At 49.6% G+C, this 17,753-nt stretch carries 15 protein-coding genes and 1 pseudogene; 6 read left to right on the forward strand and 10 right to left on the reverse strand.

The window, feature by feature from the left end:
- Positions 1–239: 239 nt before the first annotated feature.
- Positions 240–1,712, forward strand: coding sequence for a DHA2 family efflux MFS transporter permease subunit (locus IAE55_RS18945; protein WP_200633548.1), 1,473 nt, complete (start codon positions 240–242; stop codon positions 1,710–1,712).
- A gap of 115 nt (positions 1,713–1,827) precedes the next feature.
- Here the strand turns inward: IAE55_RS18945 and IAE55_RS18950 are convergent, their stop codons facing one another.
- The 3 genes from IAE55_RS18950 to IAE55_RS18960 all read right to left on the reverse strand — a co-directional run bounded on the left by IAE55_RS18950 (position 1,828) and on the right by IAE55_RS18960 (position 4,382).
- Entirely contained in the window at positions 1,828–2,133 is a 306-nt protein-coding gene (locus tag IAE55_RS18950; protein WP_146116188.1) for a hypothetical protein, read from the reverse strand.
- 170 nt (positions 2,134–2,303) lie between these two features.
- Positions 2,304–3,167, reverse strand: a complete 864-nt coding sequence (sigJ, locus tag IAE55_RS18955; protein WP_200633549.1) for an RNA polymerase sigma factor SigJ — start codon at positions 3,165–3,167, stop codon at positions 2,304–2,306.
- A 21-nt stretch (positions 3,168–3,188) separates the two neighbouring features.
- Positions 3,189–4,382 carry an NAD(P)/FAD-dependent oxidoreductase gene (locus tag IAE55_RS18960; RefSeq protein ID WP_234489677.1) on the reverse strand — a complete coding sequence of 398 codons (1,194 nt, stop codon included), beginning with the start codon at positions 4,380–4,382 and terminating at the stop codon, positions 3,189–3,191.
- A 414-nt stretch (positions 4,383–4,796) separates the two neighbouring features.
- Between IAE55_RS18960 and IAE55_RS18965 the strand changes: the two genes are divergently transcribed.
- Positions 4,797–5,192 (forward strand): hypothetical protein, encoded by a 396-nt coding sequence (locus tag IAE55_RS18965; RefSeq protein ID WP_200633550.1) that lies wholly within the window; start codon positions 4,797–4,799, stop codon positions 5,190–5,192.
- Between the two features lie 223 nt (positions 5,193–5,415).
- On the opposite strand, the gene IAE55_RS18970 is transcribed toward IAE55_RS18965, so the two are convergent.
- The 5 genes and pseudogenes from IAE55_RS18970 to IAE55_RS33875 form a co-directional block, all read right to left on the reverse strand.
- Positions 5,416–7,011: a SagB family peptide dehydrogenase gene (locus IAE55_RS18970; RefSeq protein WP_200633551.1), complete on the reverse strand. Its 1,596-nt coding sequence runs from the start codon at positions 7,009–7,011 to the stop codon at positions 5,416–5,418.
- Positions 7,012–7,053: 42 nt separating this feature from the next.
- A complete protein-coding gene (locus IAE55_RS18975; protein WP_200633552.1) occupies positions 7,054–9,003 on the reverse strand; it encodes a TOMM precursor leader peptide-binding protein in 1,950 nt (649 codons plus the stop codon).
- Complete coding sequence (locus tag IAE55_RS18980; protein WP_267918341.1) at positions 9,000–10,958, reverse strand: putative thiazole-containing bacteriocin maturation protein; 1,959 nt, start codon at positions 10,956–10,958, stop codon at positions 9,000–9,002. Before IAE55_RS18980 ends, IAE55_RS18975 begins: the two co-directional genes overlap by 4 nt.
- Positions 10,959–11,187: 229 nt before the next feature.
- The gene (locus IAE55_RS18985) at positions 11,188–11,439 is read right to left on the reverse strand and encodes a heterocycloanthracin/sonorensin family bacteriocin (RefSeq protein ID WP_200633553.1); all 252 of its coding nucleotides are present in this window, start codon (positions 11,437–11,439) and stop codon (positions 11,188–11,190) included.
- Positions 11,440–11,873: 434 nt separating this feature from the next.
- Positions 11,874–11,969, reverse strand: a pseudogene (locus IAE55_RS33875) (YdeI/OmpD-associated family protein); the annotation flags it as partial.
- Positions 11,970–12,215: 246 nt separating this feature from the next.
- On the opposite strand from IAE55_RS33875, the gene IAE55_RS18990 reads away from it, so the two are divergent.
- On the forward strand, positions 12,216–13,127 hold the full coding sequence (locus IAE55_RS18990) for a helix-turn-helix transcriptional regulator (protein ID WP_200633554.1): 912 nt from the start codon (positions 12,216–12,218) through the stop codon (positions 13,125–13,127).
- A gap of 113 nt (positions 13,128–13,240) precedes the next feature.
- Here the strand turns inward: IAE55_RS18990 and IAE55_RS18995 are convergent, their stop codons facing one another.
- Positions 13,241–13,852, reverse strand: coding sequence for a TetR family transcriptional regulator (locus tag IAE55_RS18995; protein ID WP_145159316.1), 612 nt, complete (start codon positions 13,850–13,852; stop codon positions 13,241–13,243).
- A gap of 198 nt (positions 13,853–14,050) precedes the next feature.
- Between IAE55_RS18995 and IAE55_RS19000 the strand changes: the two genes are divergently transcribed.
- On the forward strand, positions 14,051–14,908 hold the full coding sequence (locus IAE55_RS19000; RefSeq protein ID WP_145159531.1) for an SDR family oxidoreductase: 858 nt from the start codon (positions 14,051–14,053) through the stop codon (positions 14,906–14,908).
- 27 nt (positions 14,909–14,935) lie between these two features.
- On the opposite strand, the gene IAE55_RS19005 is transcribed toward IAE55_RS19000, so the two are convergent.
- Positions 14,936–15,349, reverse strand: a complete 414-nt coding sequence (locus IAE55_RS19005; RefSeq protein WP_105442638.1) for a MerR family transcriptional regulator — start codon at positions 15,347–15,349, stop codon at positions 14,936–14,938.
- A 94-nt stretch (positions 15,350–15,443) separates the two neighbouring features.
- Between IAE55_RS19005 and IAE55_RS19010 the strand changes: the two genes are divergently transcribed.
- Positions 15,444–16,289 carry an SDR family oxidoreductase gene (locus IAE55_RS19010; RefSeq protein ID WP_200633555.1) on the forward strand — a complete coding sequence of 282 codons (846 nt, stop codon included), beginning with the start codon at positions 15,444–15,446 and terminating at the stop codon, positions 16,287–16,289.
- A gap of 241 nt (positions 16,290–16,530) precedes the next feature.
- Positions 16,531–17,745: an MFS transporter gene (locus tag IAE55_RS19015; RefSeq protein ID WP_200633556.1), complete on the forward strand. Its 1,215-nt coding sequence runs from the start codon at positions 16,531–16,533 to the stop codon at positions 17,743–17,745.
- The last annotated feature ends 8 nt before the right edge of the window (positions 17,746–17,753 follow it).

Genomic DNA, 17,753 nt, shown 5'->3' on the forward strand with positions numbered 1-17,753 from the left:
CATCCACGAGCTTCAATTCTTTTTTAAACTCAAACCAGCCAAAAATAGATGCTCCATTTTCGGCGGCATTTATTTTCTGAAGTGTTAAAATTGTGCAAAGTCTCAAGCAAGATGAAAAAAGCGTTAAGGAGGGGTAGCATGATATACGCTGACTTGCAACTCACGGATTATCAGATGCAAATCCAAAAAAAATTATGGCGGACCATAAGCAGAACAATCCCAGCGTGGAGGTACCCTTTATGATCACACGTAAGAAATCAGGCAAATGGTCCGTATTGTTCATCGTCACGCTGGTGTCCTTTATCACGAATTTGGATGCGACGATTGTGGTCAATGGTCTCCCTCCACTCATGGAGGATTTGCATCTTTCGCTTGAACTTGGAATGTGGACGCTTACCTCGTTCTACATCACAAGTACTGTATTTTTGCTTCCTTCCGGCCGTTGGTCAGACATGTTCGGAACGAAACGGATTTTTCTATGGGGATTTGCTTTATTTACTATAGCTACCGCTCTTTGCGGAATGGCGGGTTCCGGTACGGTATTGATCCTCGCTCGTCTGCTGCAAGGAGCAGGGGCCGCTATGGCGATGGCTGCATCTACCCCGATTCTGATGCGGACATTTCCTCCCCAAGAGCTTGGAAGGGCCCTTGGTATCAACAACATCGCATGGGTGACCGGTTCTCTTCTCGGCCCTGTTGTCGGAGGCGCACTCATCGGCGGGTTCGGCTGGCGCTCCATGTTCTACGTTATCGTTCCGCTCGGGATCTTGGGCTTGATCGCTGGATTTTTTATTTTAAGAGAATCTGCGGAATTGCAAAAAGCCAGGACGGACTGGCCAGGCTTACTTACCTATGGGACAGGATTAACCGCATTTCTCATTGTCTTGTCCGAAGCGCAAACTTGGGGATGGGCATCGAGTATAACGCTTGGACTGCTCGCACTTGGAATTCTTCTTTGGACCGCATTCGTTTTCATTGAGAAAAAAGTCCGTCACCCTTTGTTTGATCTAGGTCTCCTTGGCTATCGGGATTATACAATTGGGCTTGGAATCACGGCGAGTTATTGCATCGGTTATTTCGCTGTTTCCATTCTATTGACACTGTATTTGCAAGGTGCTCAACACCTCAGTCCCTTGGAAGCAGGGCTCATGTTGATCCCATTATCCGTACCCCAATTGTTCACGGCTCCCTTAGGAGGCAAACTTGCGGACCGTTTCGGCCCGGCAAGAATGATATTGCTCGGTTCGTTTCTAATTGGTCTTGCGATCCTATTACTCGGACAGCTCGGCCCCGAGATGTCGGGTACTGCTGTCATCATTCCGCTTTTGATTATATCTGCAGCAACCGGGCTCTCCTGGCCATCGCTTGCGAAAGCTGTGCTGTCAGCTGCTCCACCAAATCAAGCCGGACCTGCATCAGGAGTGTTTTGGACCGTTTACAATATGTGCCGTGCGATCAGCCAAGCGCTTGTTCTGGTCATCATTCAATGGGTGGCAAAGTCTGATGTTGCTTCTCATTTGTTGTCGGGGGCCCAGAATCATGACACGAGTTCATCAAGGGACGCCCTTATTCATGCGACTAATGTTGGTTTTCGGTTGTTCGCAGCCTTTCTTGCACTAGCCATCCTGCTTGGACTGTTTTTACTGGGCACGCAAAGAAAACGGCAAGGGACTCGTCCGATTAAAAATTCGGAAAAGATAGAGTTTGAATGATCGCAAATACAAGGAAATACAAAAAGAAAAGAACCGGATCCCTACGAGAATCCGGTTCTTGTAATCGTAAACAAAGCTCAACGATTGGCCCTATAACAACATCGCGAAACATCCATTATTCTTTAGGTTTTACGGCCCTTGTTGCAATAAAACTGCTTGTATAGCGGTCCAAGAGCTTTTCCCCTCCGAAGGTATCTTCGTAAAACCCGGCAATGACAAAACCGGCATCGATTTGACCCTGCAATTGCTGCTCCAACGTGTGACCGAATTCAAGGGGTATTCCATTCTTTGCAATCTCTTCTTCAGTTAAATAATCGAGTTCCGAATAAGGGATGGAATGTTTCACTTGGAGGACCCTCCAACGGCTTTGTTGCTTTACTTTTTCTTCCCAAATGTTTTTATTGTGCTCTATACTTTTCATATACTTATGCACACCCCAAACACGATTAATTAGCGTTATCCTACCACCTGCGGTTAGTTGGTTCCATTTGGATGATCCGACATTATTGACGTTTGTTCTTCTTTGGTGACTTTGGCCATCGATAGGAGGCAACGTGTCTGGTCACGCTGAAAACCTGCAATTAAAACTACCTATACCCGAGTAAGCTTATCCGGGTTTCTTACGATGTAGATTCCGGCAAGCTTTCCGTAACGGCGTTGTAAAAATATAGCCGCCACAGTTTCGTCCCCTGAGCGGAGCACGATGCTGGTCTCCCCGTTCAAAAGGGCAAACTCGGAGCGAAGACTTCCCTGGTAGTAGGGCTTTATGCCCTCGAACGCACCGGCAAGGATTCGGGCGACTTGATCGCGCGCTTGGATCGGTCGTGTAAAGGCAAGTACTTTTCCGCCCCCATCCGAGACGAGCATGACATCTTCGGTCAGAAGGGAAAGGATTTCATCGATGTTACCTTGCTCGAAGGATGTGAGGAACCGGCTAACCCACTCCCTTTCGGTCGCTTCGGCCGTAACCTGTTCCCCTTCGGATATTCCCATCTTGCTTTTTGCCCGGCTCATTAGCTTTCGGCAATTCGCCTCCTGCTTACCTAGCAACTCGGCAATTTCAAGATATTCAAAACCCAGCGCCTCACGCAGGACGAAAACCACTCGCTCTGTCGGCGTCAGTCTCTCGAGCATAACGAGCATGGCGTAGGATAGCATATCCCGGCGGACAACCGTCGTCTCGAGCGTATCCACTTCCGGCGTACGAAAAGGTTCGGGGAGCCATGGACCAACGTACATCTCCCTCCTCCTCCGCGCTGACTTCTGCAGATCAAGGCAGCGATTGGTTACCATTTTACACAAATACGCCTTAGGCTCCTCCAAACACTCTACCTGTACATCGTAAGCCTTCATAAACACGTCCTGTACCGCATCTTCCGCATCCGCCGCAGAACCTGTCAGCTGATAAGCCAATATGAACAGCAGTGATTTATATTGACCGTACAGTTCTTCCAATCGCCGTCCCTCCGATCATTTCTATCTAAGCATACTGGCGGTATCTTCTACCAGCTTTTTGATTCTTCCCGGAAGTTTTCCGGTCATAACCATATCGAGCCCCCATTTGCGTATCCAGAACACTCCTTTTTGCCCCAGTGCGATGGTGAACGCATCCATACTCGATTTTGCGGAATGATGACTTGGAGCCGGACGGCCCTCTAAATCCGCCTTCACGATTGACCCCAGCCGAAGCCCCTGCTCCCCCGCTTCAAAGCACGTCATCTGGGTAGCTCTGCCGTCTCTCGGATCAACAATTCCTGAACAGTCGCCAATGCTGTAAACGTCCGGCATCCCTTTGACGCGATAGCATTCATCCACCATTACCTTCCCGTCAAGTGTAAGGGGCAGCCCCATACCCTTCAGTCCCGGATTGGGTATCAAGCCTAAAGTCCAAATACACAAGCCAACCGGTAGACACACGCCGTTATTGAGTGCCAACGATCCTGCTTCCTCCCGAAGCGCCTTACGATTGTGAAGCACCGTTACTCCGCATTCGATAAGCTGCTGCTCCAACTTCCGTCTAAGTTTCCCCGACACTTCCGGGAGCAATCGTTCCTTTGCGTTCAGCATATAGACGGAGACCTCGGATGGGTTCAGACCTAACGCCATGGCTTCCTTCCTCATGGCGAGCGCAAGCTCGGCCGACGTCTCAATGCCGCTGATCCCAGCTCCTGCAACCGCGATGGTCATCAGTCTCTTGCGTTCCTCAAGGTTCATCTCGCGGGCAGCCTTCTGAAGGTTCGCTCGCCAGCGCTCCCGGATGTCTTCCGCAGCTTGTGGGTCGGTCAAAGCGATGCCGCCTTGATCGGGATCCGGTTCCCGAACGATGCTGCCCACCGCCACGACTAGAAGGTCATAACGCATTCGGGCATCGTTTCCTTGCGAGTCTGTATATCGAACCCGCTTCTCGGTACTTTCCACAGACGCAACCGAGCCTTGCACGAAATCGACATCCTTAAGAGTTAACTGATTCCAGGGGATCATAATCTCTTCCTCAGTCGCGGTTGGACGGAACATTCTCAATTTGCGCAAATGACCGGGCTGCTTGTCGATGAGAACAAACCGAATCCTCCGTCCGTTCGCTATGCCCCGTGTTTTTTTCTGTATCGATTTGAGCGCTTGAAGCCCTGCATATCCTCCTCCAATGATGACACAGGTCAATTCCTTCATCATTCCTCAGCTCCTTTTGCATTTTGCACAAAGAACGATGTAAGGCTCTGATTTGTGACATCGGATACGCACAAAAATTTCATGGATCCATACAAAGAGCCGCAATAATGCGGCTAATAAGCATGTGTGAAAATCCATAAAAACATTAGTTTTAATCTATTCAATGACCTTTAGATATTGGGGAGGAATAAAATCAGCAAGCCATACACCGTTGTACGCTCATAAACGGTGGAACAGCCTCTTCAATTGTTTCCGATATTATGGTCGCTTGAAATTTGATCCTACACCTAATACCGCACTTGCGGAAACTCCCTTGCTTCCGAGGTGAGACCAGGTTGGCTTATTCTAAATTTATACAAGTTATGCAAGAAATTATGTATAATCACATGGGGCGATATAACTGAAACGGAGGTGGTTGTGACAACTAAAAGAGTCATTGGAGTCATCATTGGTATTGCAATAGCGTTTATATTTTTTGATTATATTCATAAGTCTGATCCAGAAAAGACCCTAGATTTCTACCTTAGAAGTCTAAAACAATTACATATCGAAGAAGCTTATCAATGTATTGTTTTTGAAAATGGATTTGCTGAGCCATTCGAAAGTTATAAACGAAATGCGATTTCAAACCAAATCGTGAGCTACTCCATTAAAAAGTTCTTTGTTTTAGGAAAAGATATTTACGTTGCCTTAGTTGCATTAACCGAGCAAAATAAATCAAGCCCCAGGGAGATTACTTTCACACTGAAAAAATTTAATGGAGACTGGAAAATACTATTCCCCGCCTATAAAAGCCCGAATATTCTCTTATAATCAGTTTTTTTGAATGGGAGACCGGAACCCTAAGCCGGTCTTCTTATTTTCCTTGACGAATTTACAAAATTAGCTTTTGTTTCGAGTAACGGCTAAAAATATTACGGTTCGTGCATTGTGTGAAACGGTGATACATACGTACCAACAAAACTATTTAGCCATGGGTTTCATCGCTGACGACATGACCGCTCGCGGCAATGTCGTTAGCGATGATATTTTTATTTCAACGGCTCAAACTGCCCGCCAAACGCAATCGTTGACGATATGGACCGACCGGAATAAAAATCAGCCCCGTTTCATCCCGGGAAGCCGTGCGATAAAGCGCATCGCTGGAATTGGCATCAAAACCAAGAAGCGGACGCCCTCCCATTCCAAGGGCGGATGATGCCAGCAATAAACGGTGCACGAGCATCCCGGCCTCCATTTGCTGTATGCGGTAGCCCCTCTTGCCGAGCAGCGATTGAAAGAAATTCCTCTTCCCTGCAACATGAAAGCCGAGCGGCACTTGAAACAAATTGATATTGGGAAGCGACATCCCCTCCTGCAGCCGTTGACGTTGATCTCCAGGAGAAACCGACTGCAGCGCATGCTCGGCGCCATCATACCGATAAGCGCCATCCGGAAGGTCTTCGACCCCGTAGAAGCAACCATACAGGCATACACGGGGTTCCGTCCGCTCCCGCGGGCCATCCAGGTCATTGTGATACGAGAAGGAAGCCGTCGCTTCCCGAAGCAGAGCTGCAAGCCGGGAGAGACCGATCGGCTTCGAAATAAATTCTGTCTCGGGCGAAAACCGGTTGCGGCAGGCCGCCGCCAAATCATACGACAAGCGGTCTACAGGAGGCAGGGGCAGTGTGAGCGCATGATCCGGGATTGCTTGTTCATCCTTCCGAATCTCTCGGAACAATCGCGTCGAATCCAGTCTGGACGCTTCGCTCATCTGAAGCAGTATCGGATAATCTGCGATCCTCTGTGACCTGACATAGTGATCATGCTTGATTGGCAGCAAGTCCCCGCACAGCTCGGAGGCGGAAACCGTGTCCTGATCCTCGTTCCCGCGTTCCATCCACCGGATCACCGGATCAGTCGATAACGGGATAACCGCATACACGCTCTCCTCTTGTTCCGATAGTCCGAGCAGATGATTGACGGCTTGATCGAGAAATTGAAAATGCACACTAGACGAATATCCGAATCGTTTCACGATTTCGAGCAGCTGTCCGATCAAAATGCCAGCATCCAGTCCCTGCAGCCTGTAGGAAAAATTATTATATTTGTAAAAATTTTTCCAGTAAACCGTAGATACGAACGCGGCTCCGAAGCAACCGCTCACGTCGCGGCGATTCCCAAGCGACTTTGCTACATAATCATCGAAGTTTCCTTCGCGCAGCAACGCCAACCGATGATGCGCCGCATCGTAATGGTATACGCCGGCAGGCAATTCACCAAGCTTCAGATAGAGATACAGTTCACTCGGATATAACCCGCCTCCGGAAGGTACGAAGCGTCGACACATCTGCAAGACGCCTGCCGACTCTTCCGATGTATCCCGTTCCATGACGGATTGGGTCAATTGTGTAAGCCCGAATGTATAGTAAAGGAAATGTCCGATATCGCGAAGGTTAGGCGGCTCACCGGTCGTAACCCTGCCCTCGAGCGTTGCCGGCACTTCCCTGGACAGTGGAATCATTGGCAAATCGCGATAAAGCTTGTATGGAAGCGGTGCGTCATCCCAATCCGTCTCCCAATTCAAGGGCTTGACCTTATCCGGATCATATTGCAAATGGTGAAGAAAAACGTCCAAATTCATAAGACTCATCGCTTTCCTCCTTGTCTTCAACCGCGCCGCTGATAGTTAAATTTATGGGAACGGGTGCGGATATGGATTAAGCTGCTCGGGAGACAAGGGCTCCTGCGAGTATGACAGCTCTACAGGGACCCTGAGCACTCGATCAAGTCCCGTCAAACGGATGAGATGCTGCCCGAACGTCATCGGCAGCATGCCGGGAATGAGCACTTTCACGCAATGCAATCCGTTGCGGCGCGTCTCTGGAGTTGTCTGGTCGACCACGATCACCTCAAGATTCAATTGGCGAAAAACATGCAGCATAGCCTTCAGATCATCGGTCAGATCTGCGTTCCAGCCCCTCGGTTCAAACGCTTCAGCGAACGTTTGGATCGGACGATCGTCATTCAGCAGAAAATCGAGCCGTTCCTCCGCCTCTTTCAACCCGTACAGCATGGAATGATCCTCCATCTGGACGACCTGGTACGGATCGAGAAGCATCCGTTCATATTGCTGACGGTTTTCCTCGAATTTCTCGTTGACCGTGAGCAGCATGCCCGCCACCTCGTGGATCGCGCTCTTGGCCGCGCGAATCGGATCTGGATGGGCGCCCGCCGCGCAGATGAGGTTTACACCCCGCTCTTTCTTGTTTTTCGCGAGCGCCCACACGCTTGGTATGCCGTGCTCCATTGTCGATTTATACAATTGCACTTCATAGCCCGCTACGGCCTCTATACGATCCGTCATCCATCTCAATTCCCGGTCCTGGACCGAACGGTGATCCAGGCACGGCAGGGGCAGCCGTGCATACCAGGTCATGAGGAAGGAGTCGCGCTCCACCACTTCCAGCATCCCGTAGAAGATCGCTTCCTCTAGACTGCCGCCCAGCGCACAGCCATTGGACGTTTCGTAGACAAACCCTTGACCACAGCCCGAACTGTAATAAGCCAGCAGCTCCGGTACGAGAATCGGACGCTGCTGCAGGAACGAATAACCCCATACCCAATCGATCGGCTGCTCGGGATCGAATGGCTTGAACGGGAAGCCTGCGCGTTCATACTGTTCCTTCGCATGGACGCCTACGCGAAGAGGATCGAGCGCCTGGTCCTGCACATTGCGGAAACTGTCATGGACGACGGATCGTTTGCCGCGGGGCGACAGACCGCAATAACGCTCCAGCCCCTCCAGGATGGCCGTCATTTCGCTATCCGCATAGCAGTGGGTCCGACCTGCGCAAGCCTCATCTCCTCCAAACAAGGGCAAATTGATGCTCGCATCGGCAAAAGGAGACACAAGGTCAACCATTTTCCCATTCAGAAAACCAGTCCTGACATCCAGGTAATCTTTGGCTAAAACTTCCTTCAGCTCATCCATCGAACGGCTGCGGTACGTTTCACCGCTGATTTTCAGGCTTGGCTGCAGCTCAATGCGAGCCGTCCCCTCATCGTCTTCCGGCAATCGGCCGCAGGTCGGACATAGCGGATCGGGCAGAAAGAAGTGCGACGAGCTGTTCATCGTACGCAGATCGATCAAGTATATCCGGCTTTCCGTCTCCGGCTCTCCACCCTCCAGCACCTTCACGGCTTCGGCCGCAACAAGGCGCGCCATCTGCAACAATCCCGTGCGAGATGCCCAAGCGTCCCGGCCGATCCCCCCTTGCGATGCCAGCATCTGCTGTAGGCCCCACGATTCCCTGCGATCACTTCCCGCCAGCAGGAACCGGGTATCCGCGCATTGCGAGCATCCTTGCCCCTCCGGACGAACCAACGGACCGACAATCCCTTCTCCGAATGCAACAAAGCCGCGAAGCCAGGGTGTTCCCGACTGTCGGAACCGTTCCTCCGCCGCAAGATGAACAGAAGGATCCCAAGCATCGTTCAGCACCAGCGCCAAGTCTCCCGTTGCCGCCTCTCCGGAATCCATGCTCTCCTGCCGGAACAGCCGATAGCGGCCATCGGCAGACAATTGCTTGATTACCAAATCCGCGAGCTGTCCTTCCCCGATGACCGTCACGATTGCGCTCAATGCGTCTCCTCCTCTCTCAGCGACACGCCAAACACCCCTGCCAGTTCTTCTTTCATAAACGGTTCTATCGATAAGTCAACGACCGCGATCCGCTTATGGTTCGATTGCAGGATCTGCCTGACAGACTGCAGCATGATGCCGGATTCCGAATCATCGAAACCCGGGATCGTCAGGCTCTGCGGTAAGACATCTTCAACCTTGACCGAAGAACGCTCCAGGATTTGGCTTTGAATGTCCGCCGCATCGTTTTGAGTTTTCATCAGCGCCTGTCGGAGCGATTCACGCAGCGCCATTGTGCGGTTGACTCCGACTCCGCCGAACCAGTACCCGTTCGTACCGACCCAGACGACCGGGAAACCCGACGCTTCTTGACCCAATCCGATTACCGGGGCTTCCTGCATCGTAGATAATGCGCGCAAATAATAGCGGCAAATATCGTCCTCAACTCCGCTTAGCTTGATTGGATAAACGGAGGGCTCGCTGGATTCGGAACGACTTTTCAGCTCCTCGAAGAGACATTTCCGCAGTCCGCGGAAAACCGCTTCTGCTACGGTCTCTCCTGCTCCGATCCCTACATATCCATACGGCTGCGAGTCGATCAGGCTGGCGGAATCCGGCTGCGCAGGTCTGGCTGTCTTCAGAACCCCGGCCAGTCGCGACACGTACGCCTCGATGCCGGCCAAGCCCGCTTCCTTCCTAGCCTCATGATGCGTCATTCCAGAACAGACGATCAGCGGCAGCAGATCAGCGGGGCCTTCCGACAGCGGGTCGACAGCCTGAACGCGACACTGGGAGAGCGGAAGCTGCTTCGAGTCCCCTTCCTCCCACAAGTGAAGAATGCCGGTCTCCGCCGAAGTCAAGCGATTGAAATAGGAAAAGAGACGTTCTGCATTCTGCCTTTCTGTTCGCTGATCGATTGAATGGTCGAACGGATCCGTAGGCTCGGCCGGACGAAGACCCCTGACCAGCGGATGGGGAAGAAACGAATGCCACCCGCCTTCTAATGTTTCCGGATTCAGCAGGAACAGTTTTCCGTTCAACTCAGAAACTGTCACGCCCGAAACGGCTTTGAACCATTCGAATACGACCACATTCGCGAGCATGGCTTCCGACGTAGTAGAGACGGGGGTCGGCCGATCTGCATCGCCAAGAGCGGTTCGGTGAATCCTGCGCCATGCCGATTCGAAGCAGACGTCCGAATCCGGGTGCACCAACGGTCCTGCTATGCCCACCTGCCGCAAGTAGATGGCAGGCAGCAGCAGCTTCTTCGCGTCCCTGCAGGCCGCATGAAGCGCTCTAAGCTCTCCGGGATCGTCATCCTGAGCAACGTAGAGAACGGAATCCGCCTGCCGCACGACCTCAGACCAATCGAGGAAGCCGTCATTCGACGGAAAGATCTCCTTGACTTCAATCTCGGAGTCCGTGAGACGCGCGGCCGCTGTCAGCTCTGAGATCCGCTGGCGATCCGTGGTCGCCGGGTTCAGGATCAACATACGAAACCGGGGCAACCCAGATTCCAACAAAGCCGCAACGAGCGAGATAAAGATCGGGCCGGAACCAACCACAATCGGATTAGCCTCGCGATAGGTTTGAAAGCGGTATGCGCCCTCCCCCGCCAAGCTGTCCAGAAATTCGATCTGTGCGTCATATTTCCGTACTACCGCTTCCGCAAGACTGTGTGGGCGGTCTTGGCTGGAATCCCGGACAAAGCCGTTATTCAGCAGTACTTCCACGATTTCATAAACCCGTACCTTGTACGGTTCCGGCAGCCCGTCCGTCAGATCCGCCATGGAATAATCCCCGCTCAGCATCGGCATCAATTTTTCGATCCACTGGTCGACCATGTCGCCTTCCATTCGGAACGAACCCGTATTGTTGCGAAAATAGACGCCTCCATTCGAATCGGGGAGAAAGAACGTATCCCCTTTCACTTTCAGACGCATAGAAGGGTTCAAGTTTTTATTCCTCCTTAAGGTTTTGCCGGAGGCAAAACCGCTTCGTAAGTAAAAGACTAAGCTTCTGCCGGTGATAACCGCATTGACACACCTTCGGTTTTCCCTCATTTTCAAGTTATGTAGAGCGTTTTGTCCGTCATGCCTAAAACAAAAAGGAGCAAGCCCCTGCAAGACGCGATATCTGCAGGGGCATACCGTTTTGCGGATCGCCAAGCGAGCTTGTTGGAACTCAACGGCAGCGGGCGCAGCCTCCGCAACGTGCGCAACCTCCGCAGCCTCCGCAATTGAAGCAGCTACTGCAGCGGAAACAGTTACCGCATGAACAAAACCCGCCACATGCGCCGGCGCAAAAAAAGCAAATACCAACACATAAGCGGGAATCCCCCGGACAGTTCTGATATTGCGCCGACGTAGGGGTCATCCCCGACGTATTGAATTGGCCGACATTCAAGTTTTGCAGACCTTTCTGGAATTCGTTCATTTAATACCCTCCGTATCATTCATTTCACTGTCCCTGCACGGGACAATCGTTATACGAGAATGTTTGGATCTGAATCCGAACCGGCATACAAAGCCCATCCGCCCTTCTCGACAAAATAATTTATGAAATTGGATCCGCTAGTGTTCCTATGACATATGCCTACGAAAAAATGGATACGGCAAAATACTAATAACCCCGAACTCTACCATGAGGTTTCGGGATTTCGATCCTTCGGACTGCCTTCTCTAAGTCCCCCGCGTGGATTCACGACTATAAGCAAAACTGCCCGTTAGTTAAGCTAAAACTGGATCATGCAGTAATGTCCCGTTCATGCAAGGTGTTGTATTAAGCTAACGGAAAATCGAGGCGCCAAAAAAGTCATAACCAATATCTGTGGTTATGACTTTTTTGGTTTCTTTCTAATGTAAAGGATATTAATAATCCAGTAGGCGTCCATTATCGTTCCATTGACCGTACATCTTGTTTTTTCTCGTGTTTGTTAGGAATTTTTCTAATCTGTTCTTAAACATAAATTAATAAGATTGTCCTCCTTTCAAATAGGAATATTAAAAAAATGGCCTTCTTTGGAAAGACCATTTTTAAAAAGCTTTCGCATAAAAATCAATCGCTTGTTCTGCAACCCCATCAAAGTTTAAATAGACAATCGCTGACATTTAGTAAAACCTCCTTCTTGTTATAAATGTAGTATAATGAATAAGAGGTGACAGCTTTATGTCACCATTTATAAATAATGTACAGAACAAGAAGGAGTACATATGGAAAAGGTTGAGAGATTAATATCCATCATCATGATCCTGCTGAAAAAGGATGTGGTTTCAACCAAAGAATTCGCACAATTATTTAACGTTACCAAAAGAACGATTCTGCGTGATATGGAAACATTAAGTGTATCCAACATCCCCATCTATTCCGTCAACGGAGTTCATGGCGGCTACGGTATTATGGATGAATACAAGGTTGATAAACGTCTCTTAAGCAGCTCCGACCTGGAGAATATATTAACGGCACTCGGCGGATTGGAACAAATTCTGATCAGCGAAGAAGTTGAAGTGACCATTAAAAAAATGGAAGCCATGGTTAGCCCGTTGGCTCCGAAAAGCTCAATACATCTGTCATTTTATGATTGGGAGGGAAGGTCTGAAATTCGTCAAACTTTGAAGAAGTGTCAAGAAGCGATATTAGCAAGAAGGTTAATTTCATTTGAGTATATGGATAAAAATGGTGTGACCACGAATAGAATGGTCGAGCCATATCAGCTTCATTTTAGCGAAACAAGCTGGTATTTGAAAGGATTCTGTCTGCATCGCTTGAGGTATAGAACGTTTAAATTATCCAGGATCGACCATCTTCAAGTGGATGAAAAAACGTTTAGCCCTAGAGATCATTCATTAGAACAAGAACATGAATCAAGTTATCAACCGGAACTAGTCACTGTAAGAGCGTTGATTTCGCCCAGCATAAAGGATCAATTTATTGAACGGTATGGCCGTAAGAGTATTGAAAACTATAGTTCTGACCTTTTCCTGGCAACCATCCACGTTCCTCAGAACCTTATCGGATTTCAATTTTTAGCAAGTTTCGGGACAAACCTAAAAATCGTAGAACCGCAATCCTATGCTGATGAATTTCGAAAATATTTACTTGAAATGGTTAATCAATATTCCTAAATGGTCCACCGAATGAGCCCAACTTGATCCGCTCGCACAAAAAAAAGCTCTGCCTTTGGCAGTAGCTTCAGAGTTGCCCGAGAAAGTCCACCTCCCGGCTTGCCCGGAATTTACTATGTACCTCCTCTGCTATTTTTGTTATAAAACTCCCATACAGGGGTTAAGTTGGCCGATATAACCTCAATGACTCCTTCAAACATCGTTTCCACTGAGCGATCTTGAGGGTACCGGCTCCACTGCAAAGCCGAACCGAATATGCCCCAACTGATAACGAGGGCCATCGCTTCCCATTTTTCTTGCGAAAAGCCCTGTTTGTCCATTTCATTTATCCGTTGAAGCAGGAATCGATGAAGTTCCTGATGCATGACCTTTTCAAACATCGCTTCAAACTGCTTGTCTCCCGGCGTGCTGCATTGTTGAAACCGCAATAGAAAATCGAATAGGGTTTGAATAAGGGTTCGCAAATTATTCGCATTGCATCTTGTTTCTTCCGGCAGTCTATCCCTTATAGCCATTTGGAATTTTTCCGTCATCCAATATTCAAGAAAGTCATATTTATCCTGAAAATGTGCATAAAATGTTGTTCGATTTACGGCCGCTTGATTCGTGATATCGTGCACAGAAATGGAATAGACATTTCTCTTTTTCCCAACCAAATCGTTAAAAGCCTGCACGAACAGCTGACGGGTTCTTTTAACACGCGGATCCTCTGGATTTACCGACATTCTATCCCCCTCTTTCTCTAGAACTCAAATAACAGACAAAAGGACTAAAATGTCCGGAACACAACAAAAACAGCTTTTTGCAGGTTGTTCGCACGGACCCGACCTTTTAAATTTTACTTATACGATCATGATTACACAAGCAAAATCGTATGGCAAGAAACTCTATCATGATTCGCAAACGAAAGGATGAGTGTAAAAATGATTGTTGTTACAGGAGCGAATGGAAAATTAGGCCGGCAGGTCGTAGAGGAACTTCTCAAGCGTGTTCCTGCTGGGGACATTGGTGTAAGTGTCCGAGATGTGAATACGGCACAGGATCTAAAAGAACGCGGAGTTCGTGTTCGGCAAGGGCATTTCGATGATTCCGAAAGTCTCAATCACGCCTTTGAGGAAGCGTCTCAAGTTCTAATGATCTCGTCCCACTCCTTGGGAGAGGTTGCTGTTCGTCAGCATCAAACCGCAATCGACTCGGCAAAAAAAGCTGGCGTTCGACGGCTGCTGTACACTAGCCAAATGTTTTCATCTGCAACGTCGCATTTTCCTCCCATGAACGTTCATGCGGCTACAGAAGAAATGCTAAAATCTTCAGGAATGGCTTTCACGTCGCTGCGAAACGGCTTTTATGCCGCTTCAGCAATCATGTGGATGGGTGATGCTTTAAAAACAGGGGAATTGATTGCTCCGGAAGATGGTCCTGTTGCCTGGACCACCCATTCCGACCTGGCCGAAGCCACAGCGGTAATCCTGACAGAGCAGAGTTATGACGGTATAACCCCTAACCTTACGGCTTCCGAAGCGATTGACATGGATAGAATCGCATCGATTGCTTCCAAGGTCTTGGACCGGCCGATTCGTCGAATTGTCGTGTCGGATGATGAATATCGGAGCCATTTAATGTCCAGAGGACTACCTGAAACGATGGTCGGTATGCTAACGGGTATGTTCCAGGCCAGTCGGCAGGGAGATTTCTCGCAAACCAATCCCGCATTGGAAAAACTGATCGGCAGATCCCCAATGAATTTTGCGGATTTTTTAAAAGATTCGCTTTCTCGGTGACACGTTAACGCCGACTTAGAAAGCAGCTCAATCGGTTGAGCCGGCATGCCAAGAATTTAGCATCTCTTGTGCTTTTTGCGGATCGTCCATGAGGAGAGTCCGATACTCCAGCATCCAGTTAAGGGTGACCAGCATCTGGTCATATTCTTCCTTCTTGCCTTCGATCTCCTTTTTCTTGCCGCGAATCCAATCGATAATCTGCTGGTTCGTGTTCGCGTTGGCGTCGTGGTCCCGCAGCGCTTCCTTCAGTTCAGCCAGTGAACAGCCAATGGACTGGAACTTCTTGATGAGCTTCAACCGCTCGACGGCTTCATCCGAATAGTTGCGGTAATTGTTGCTTTCTCGCCGGACATGCCGATCATCCAGCAAGCCTTCCTTTTCATAATAGCGGATCGTATGAATCGTTAATCCCATCTTGTCCGCCAGTTCCTGAATTTTCATCGTCATTTCTCCTTTGGACCGCTTGCCCTAGAGTTCACTTCATAGTTTATGCTTAACATGTTCACGCAGTCAACTTATGAAGGAGGATTTCAAAATGCATGTTTTTGTTACAGGAGCAACAGGGTATGTCGGCTCCGCGGTTGTCAAAGAACTGATCGGTGCAGGACATACTGTATCGGGTCTCTGCCGCTCTGAAGAGAAAGCCGCGGGATTAAAGGCAGCGGGAGCCGAACCGCTATACGGCACGCTGGACGATCTCGATACGCTAAGCAGCGCCGCCGCGGCTGCGGACGGCGTGATTCATCTGGCGTTCACCAACGATTTTTCCGACTTTGAAGGTGCACTGGCTCTGGATTTACGGGCCGTGGAAGTCATGGGAGCGGCGCTCGAAGGCTCCGGGAAGCCGTTCATAACTACGGCACACGCCAATGGACATGCCGTGGATGAAGCCGTGCTCGCGATGGCGAAGCGGGGTATCCGGGCATCGATCGTCTCGCTTGCACCGTCCGTGCACGGCGAAGGCGATAAGGGCTTTGTCCCGATGATGATCAGCATCGCCCGGACGAAGGGCTTCGCCGCCTACATCGGTGATGGAACGAACCGCTGGCCGGCGGTTCACCGCCTGGACGCGGCAGTTCTGTACCGTCTGGCGCTGGAATCCGCCCCGGCGGGCTCACGGCTGCTTGGCGCCGGCGATGAAGGCATTCCGCTCCGCGAGATCGCCGAGGTCATCGGACGGCAATTGAACGTGCCGGCGGTCAGCATCACATCTGAAGAAGCTGCTGCCCATTTCGGCTTTCTAGGTGCCATTGCGGCTCTCGACATTACAAGCTTGTACAACACTGCGCAAGCGAGTCAGGCAACACGGGAGCTTCTTGGCTGGAAACCGATGCAGCCCGGACTCATCGCCGATCTCGAAGAAGGGCATTATTTTGCCTAAAAAAGGAGGATGTCCCAGGCCTTAATTGGCCTGGGACATCCTTTTCATTTCAGGAAAGTTTACCGTTATTCGCTTGTTATGTCTCCCTGTTCATCGGATACGGATAGCCATCTATATTAAAATGATTCCTGTCGTAAATATTATTCATATTATTCAAGCGGACTGATGCATGCTAACATAAATGAAAAGTTCCGTTTATCCTGTTTCCATCGTTATATATTGACTACAGAGGAGATCATTGATGTTACCAAGGTCCGCATATCCATTACTTCTATTGAATATGTTTCTCGCTAATCTGAGCATGGGCCTCGTCATTCCGATCGTGCCGGAACTGCTCGAAATGTTTTCAGCAAGCGGCCAAGCCGCCGGCTATCTCGTCTCTTGCTTCGGTTTGACGCAGTTTCTATTCTCACCCTTCGCAGGAAATTTGTCCGATAGGTACGGTCGTAAACCGATGATCATTACAGGGTTGATTTTGTTTGCCATTTCTAATTTATTGGCGGCGTTTGCAGGCGATTTAACCTTATTATTCGTGTCGAGACTGATCGGCGGAATCGGGTCAGCCGCCCTGGTCCCTGCGATTATTGCTTACGTTGCGGATATTACAGAAGATGCCCAGCGCAGCAAGGCCATGTCTTGGTTAGGCGCATCGATGACTTCAGGGTTTATTATCGGGCCGGGTGTAGGAGGATTGCTTGCGGAATGGGGTATCACAATGCCTTTCTTCGCTTCCGCATCCGTTGGACTGCTGGCTATGATATGCAGTATGTGGATGCTCCCCGAGCCGCTGTCGCCTGAGATCCGCCGCCTTCGCCAATCTGTGCAGGACAAGAAAGACAATATCTTTCGTCAAATTGGTCTTTCCGTAAAATCCCGTTATTTTATCCTGCTGCTTATTGTTTTCGCCATGACGTTTGGTCTGACGCACTTTGAAGCCATTTTCCCGCTTTTTGTCGTTCAGGGTTATGGCTTCACCACGCAGCAAATCGCCATTTTACTTACCGTGTGCTCTTTGATCGGCACGCTGAACCAAGTGCTCCTGACCGACCGGATCACCCGCCGGTTCGGAGAAAAGCGGGTTATCGTCGCCATGCTTTTGCTATCCGCTTTCACGCTCGCATCGTTGCTATTCTCAGGCAATTACTATTATGTCATGATCATCACCATGCTATTTTTTTCATTCAATAATATTTTGCGTCCAACCATCAACACCCTCCTATCCAAAGAAGCTGGAGAGGACCAAGGATTCGTCGCAGGGATGAATAATGCCTATACGAGTCTTGGTACGATCTTTGGACCGTTACTCGCAGGAATATTATATGAAATCCATATTGACTTGCCTTATCTTTTTGGTGCATTTGTGCTGCTTGCAAGCAGTCTGGTCTCGGTAAGAAAATTGAATAAACAATCGTCATCGGCGTCTACGAACGCGTTAACAGGCAGCATAAATCAATAGGATGATTC

This window comes from Paenibacillus sp. S28 (assembly GCF_016624415.1).
Classification (GTDB): Bacteria; Bacillota; Bacilli; order Paenibacillales; family Paenibacillaceae; genus Paenibacillus_AQ; species Paenibacillus_AQ favisporus.

What these genes read in the sequence shown, in the direction of transcription:
- IAE55_RS19010 (WP_200633555.1), top strand. Translation starts at nt 15,444, where the DNA reads ATGCATGTTTTTGTTACAGGAGCAACAGGGTATGTCGGCTCCGCGGTT.
- IAE55_RS19000 (WP_145159531.1), top strand. Translation starts at nt 14,051, where the DNA reads ATGATTGTTGTTACAGGAGCGAATGGAAAATTAGGCCGGCAGGTCGTA.
- IAE55_RS18970 (WP_200633551.1), bottom strand. Translation starts at nt 7,011, where the DNA reads ATGAGTCTTATGAATTTGGACGTTTTTCTTCACCATTTGCAATATGAT.
- IAE55_RS19005 (WP_105442638.1), bottom strand. Translation starts at nt 15,349, where the DNA reads ATGAAAATTCAGGAACTGGCGGACAAGATGGGATTAACGATTCATACG.
- IAE55_RS19015 (WP_200633556.1), top strand. Translation starts at nt 16,531, where the DNA reads ATGTTACCAAGGTCCGCATATCCATTACTTCTATTGAATATGTTTCTC.
- IAE55_RS18945 (WP_200633548.1), top strand. Translation starts at nt 240, where the DNA reads ATGATCACACGTAAGAAATCAGGCAAATGGTCCGTATTGTTCATCGTC.
- IAE55_RS18990 (WP_200633554.1), top strand. Translation starts at nt 12,216, where the DNA reads ATGGAAAAGGTTGAGAGATTAATATCCATCATCATGATCCTGCTGAAA.
- IAE55_RS18950 (WP_146116188.1), bottom strand. Translation starts at nt 2,133, where the DNA reads ATGAAAAGTATAGAGCACAATAAAAACATTTGGGAAGAAAAAGTAAAG.
- IAE55_RS18995 (WP_145159316.1), bottom strand. Translation starts at nt 13,852, where the DNA reads ATGTCGGTAAATCCAGAGGATCCGCGTGTTAAAAGAACCCGTCAGCTG.
- IAE55_RS18985 (WP_200633553.1), bottom strand. Translation starts at nt 11,439, where the DNA reads ATGAACGAATTCCAGAAAGGTCTGCAAAACTTGAATGTCGGCCAATTC.
- IAE55_RS18960 (WP_234489677.1), bottom strand. Translation starts at nt 4,382, where the DNA reads ATGATGAAGGAATTGACCTGTGTCATCATTGGAGGAGGATATGCAGGG.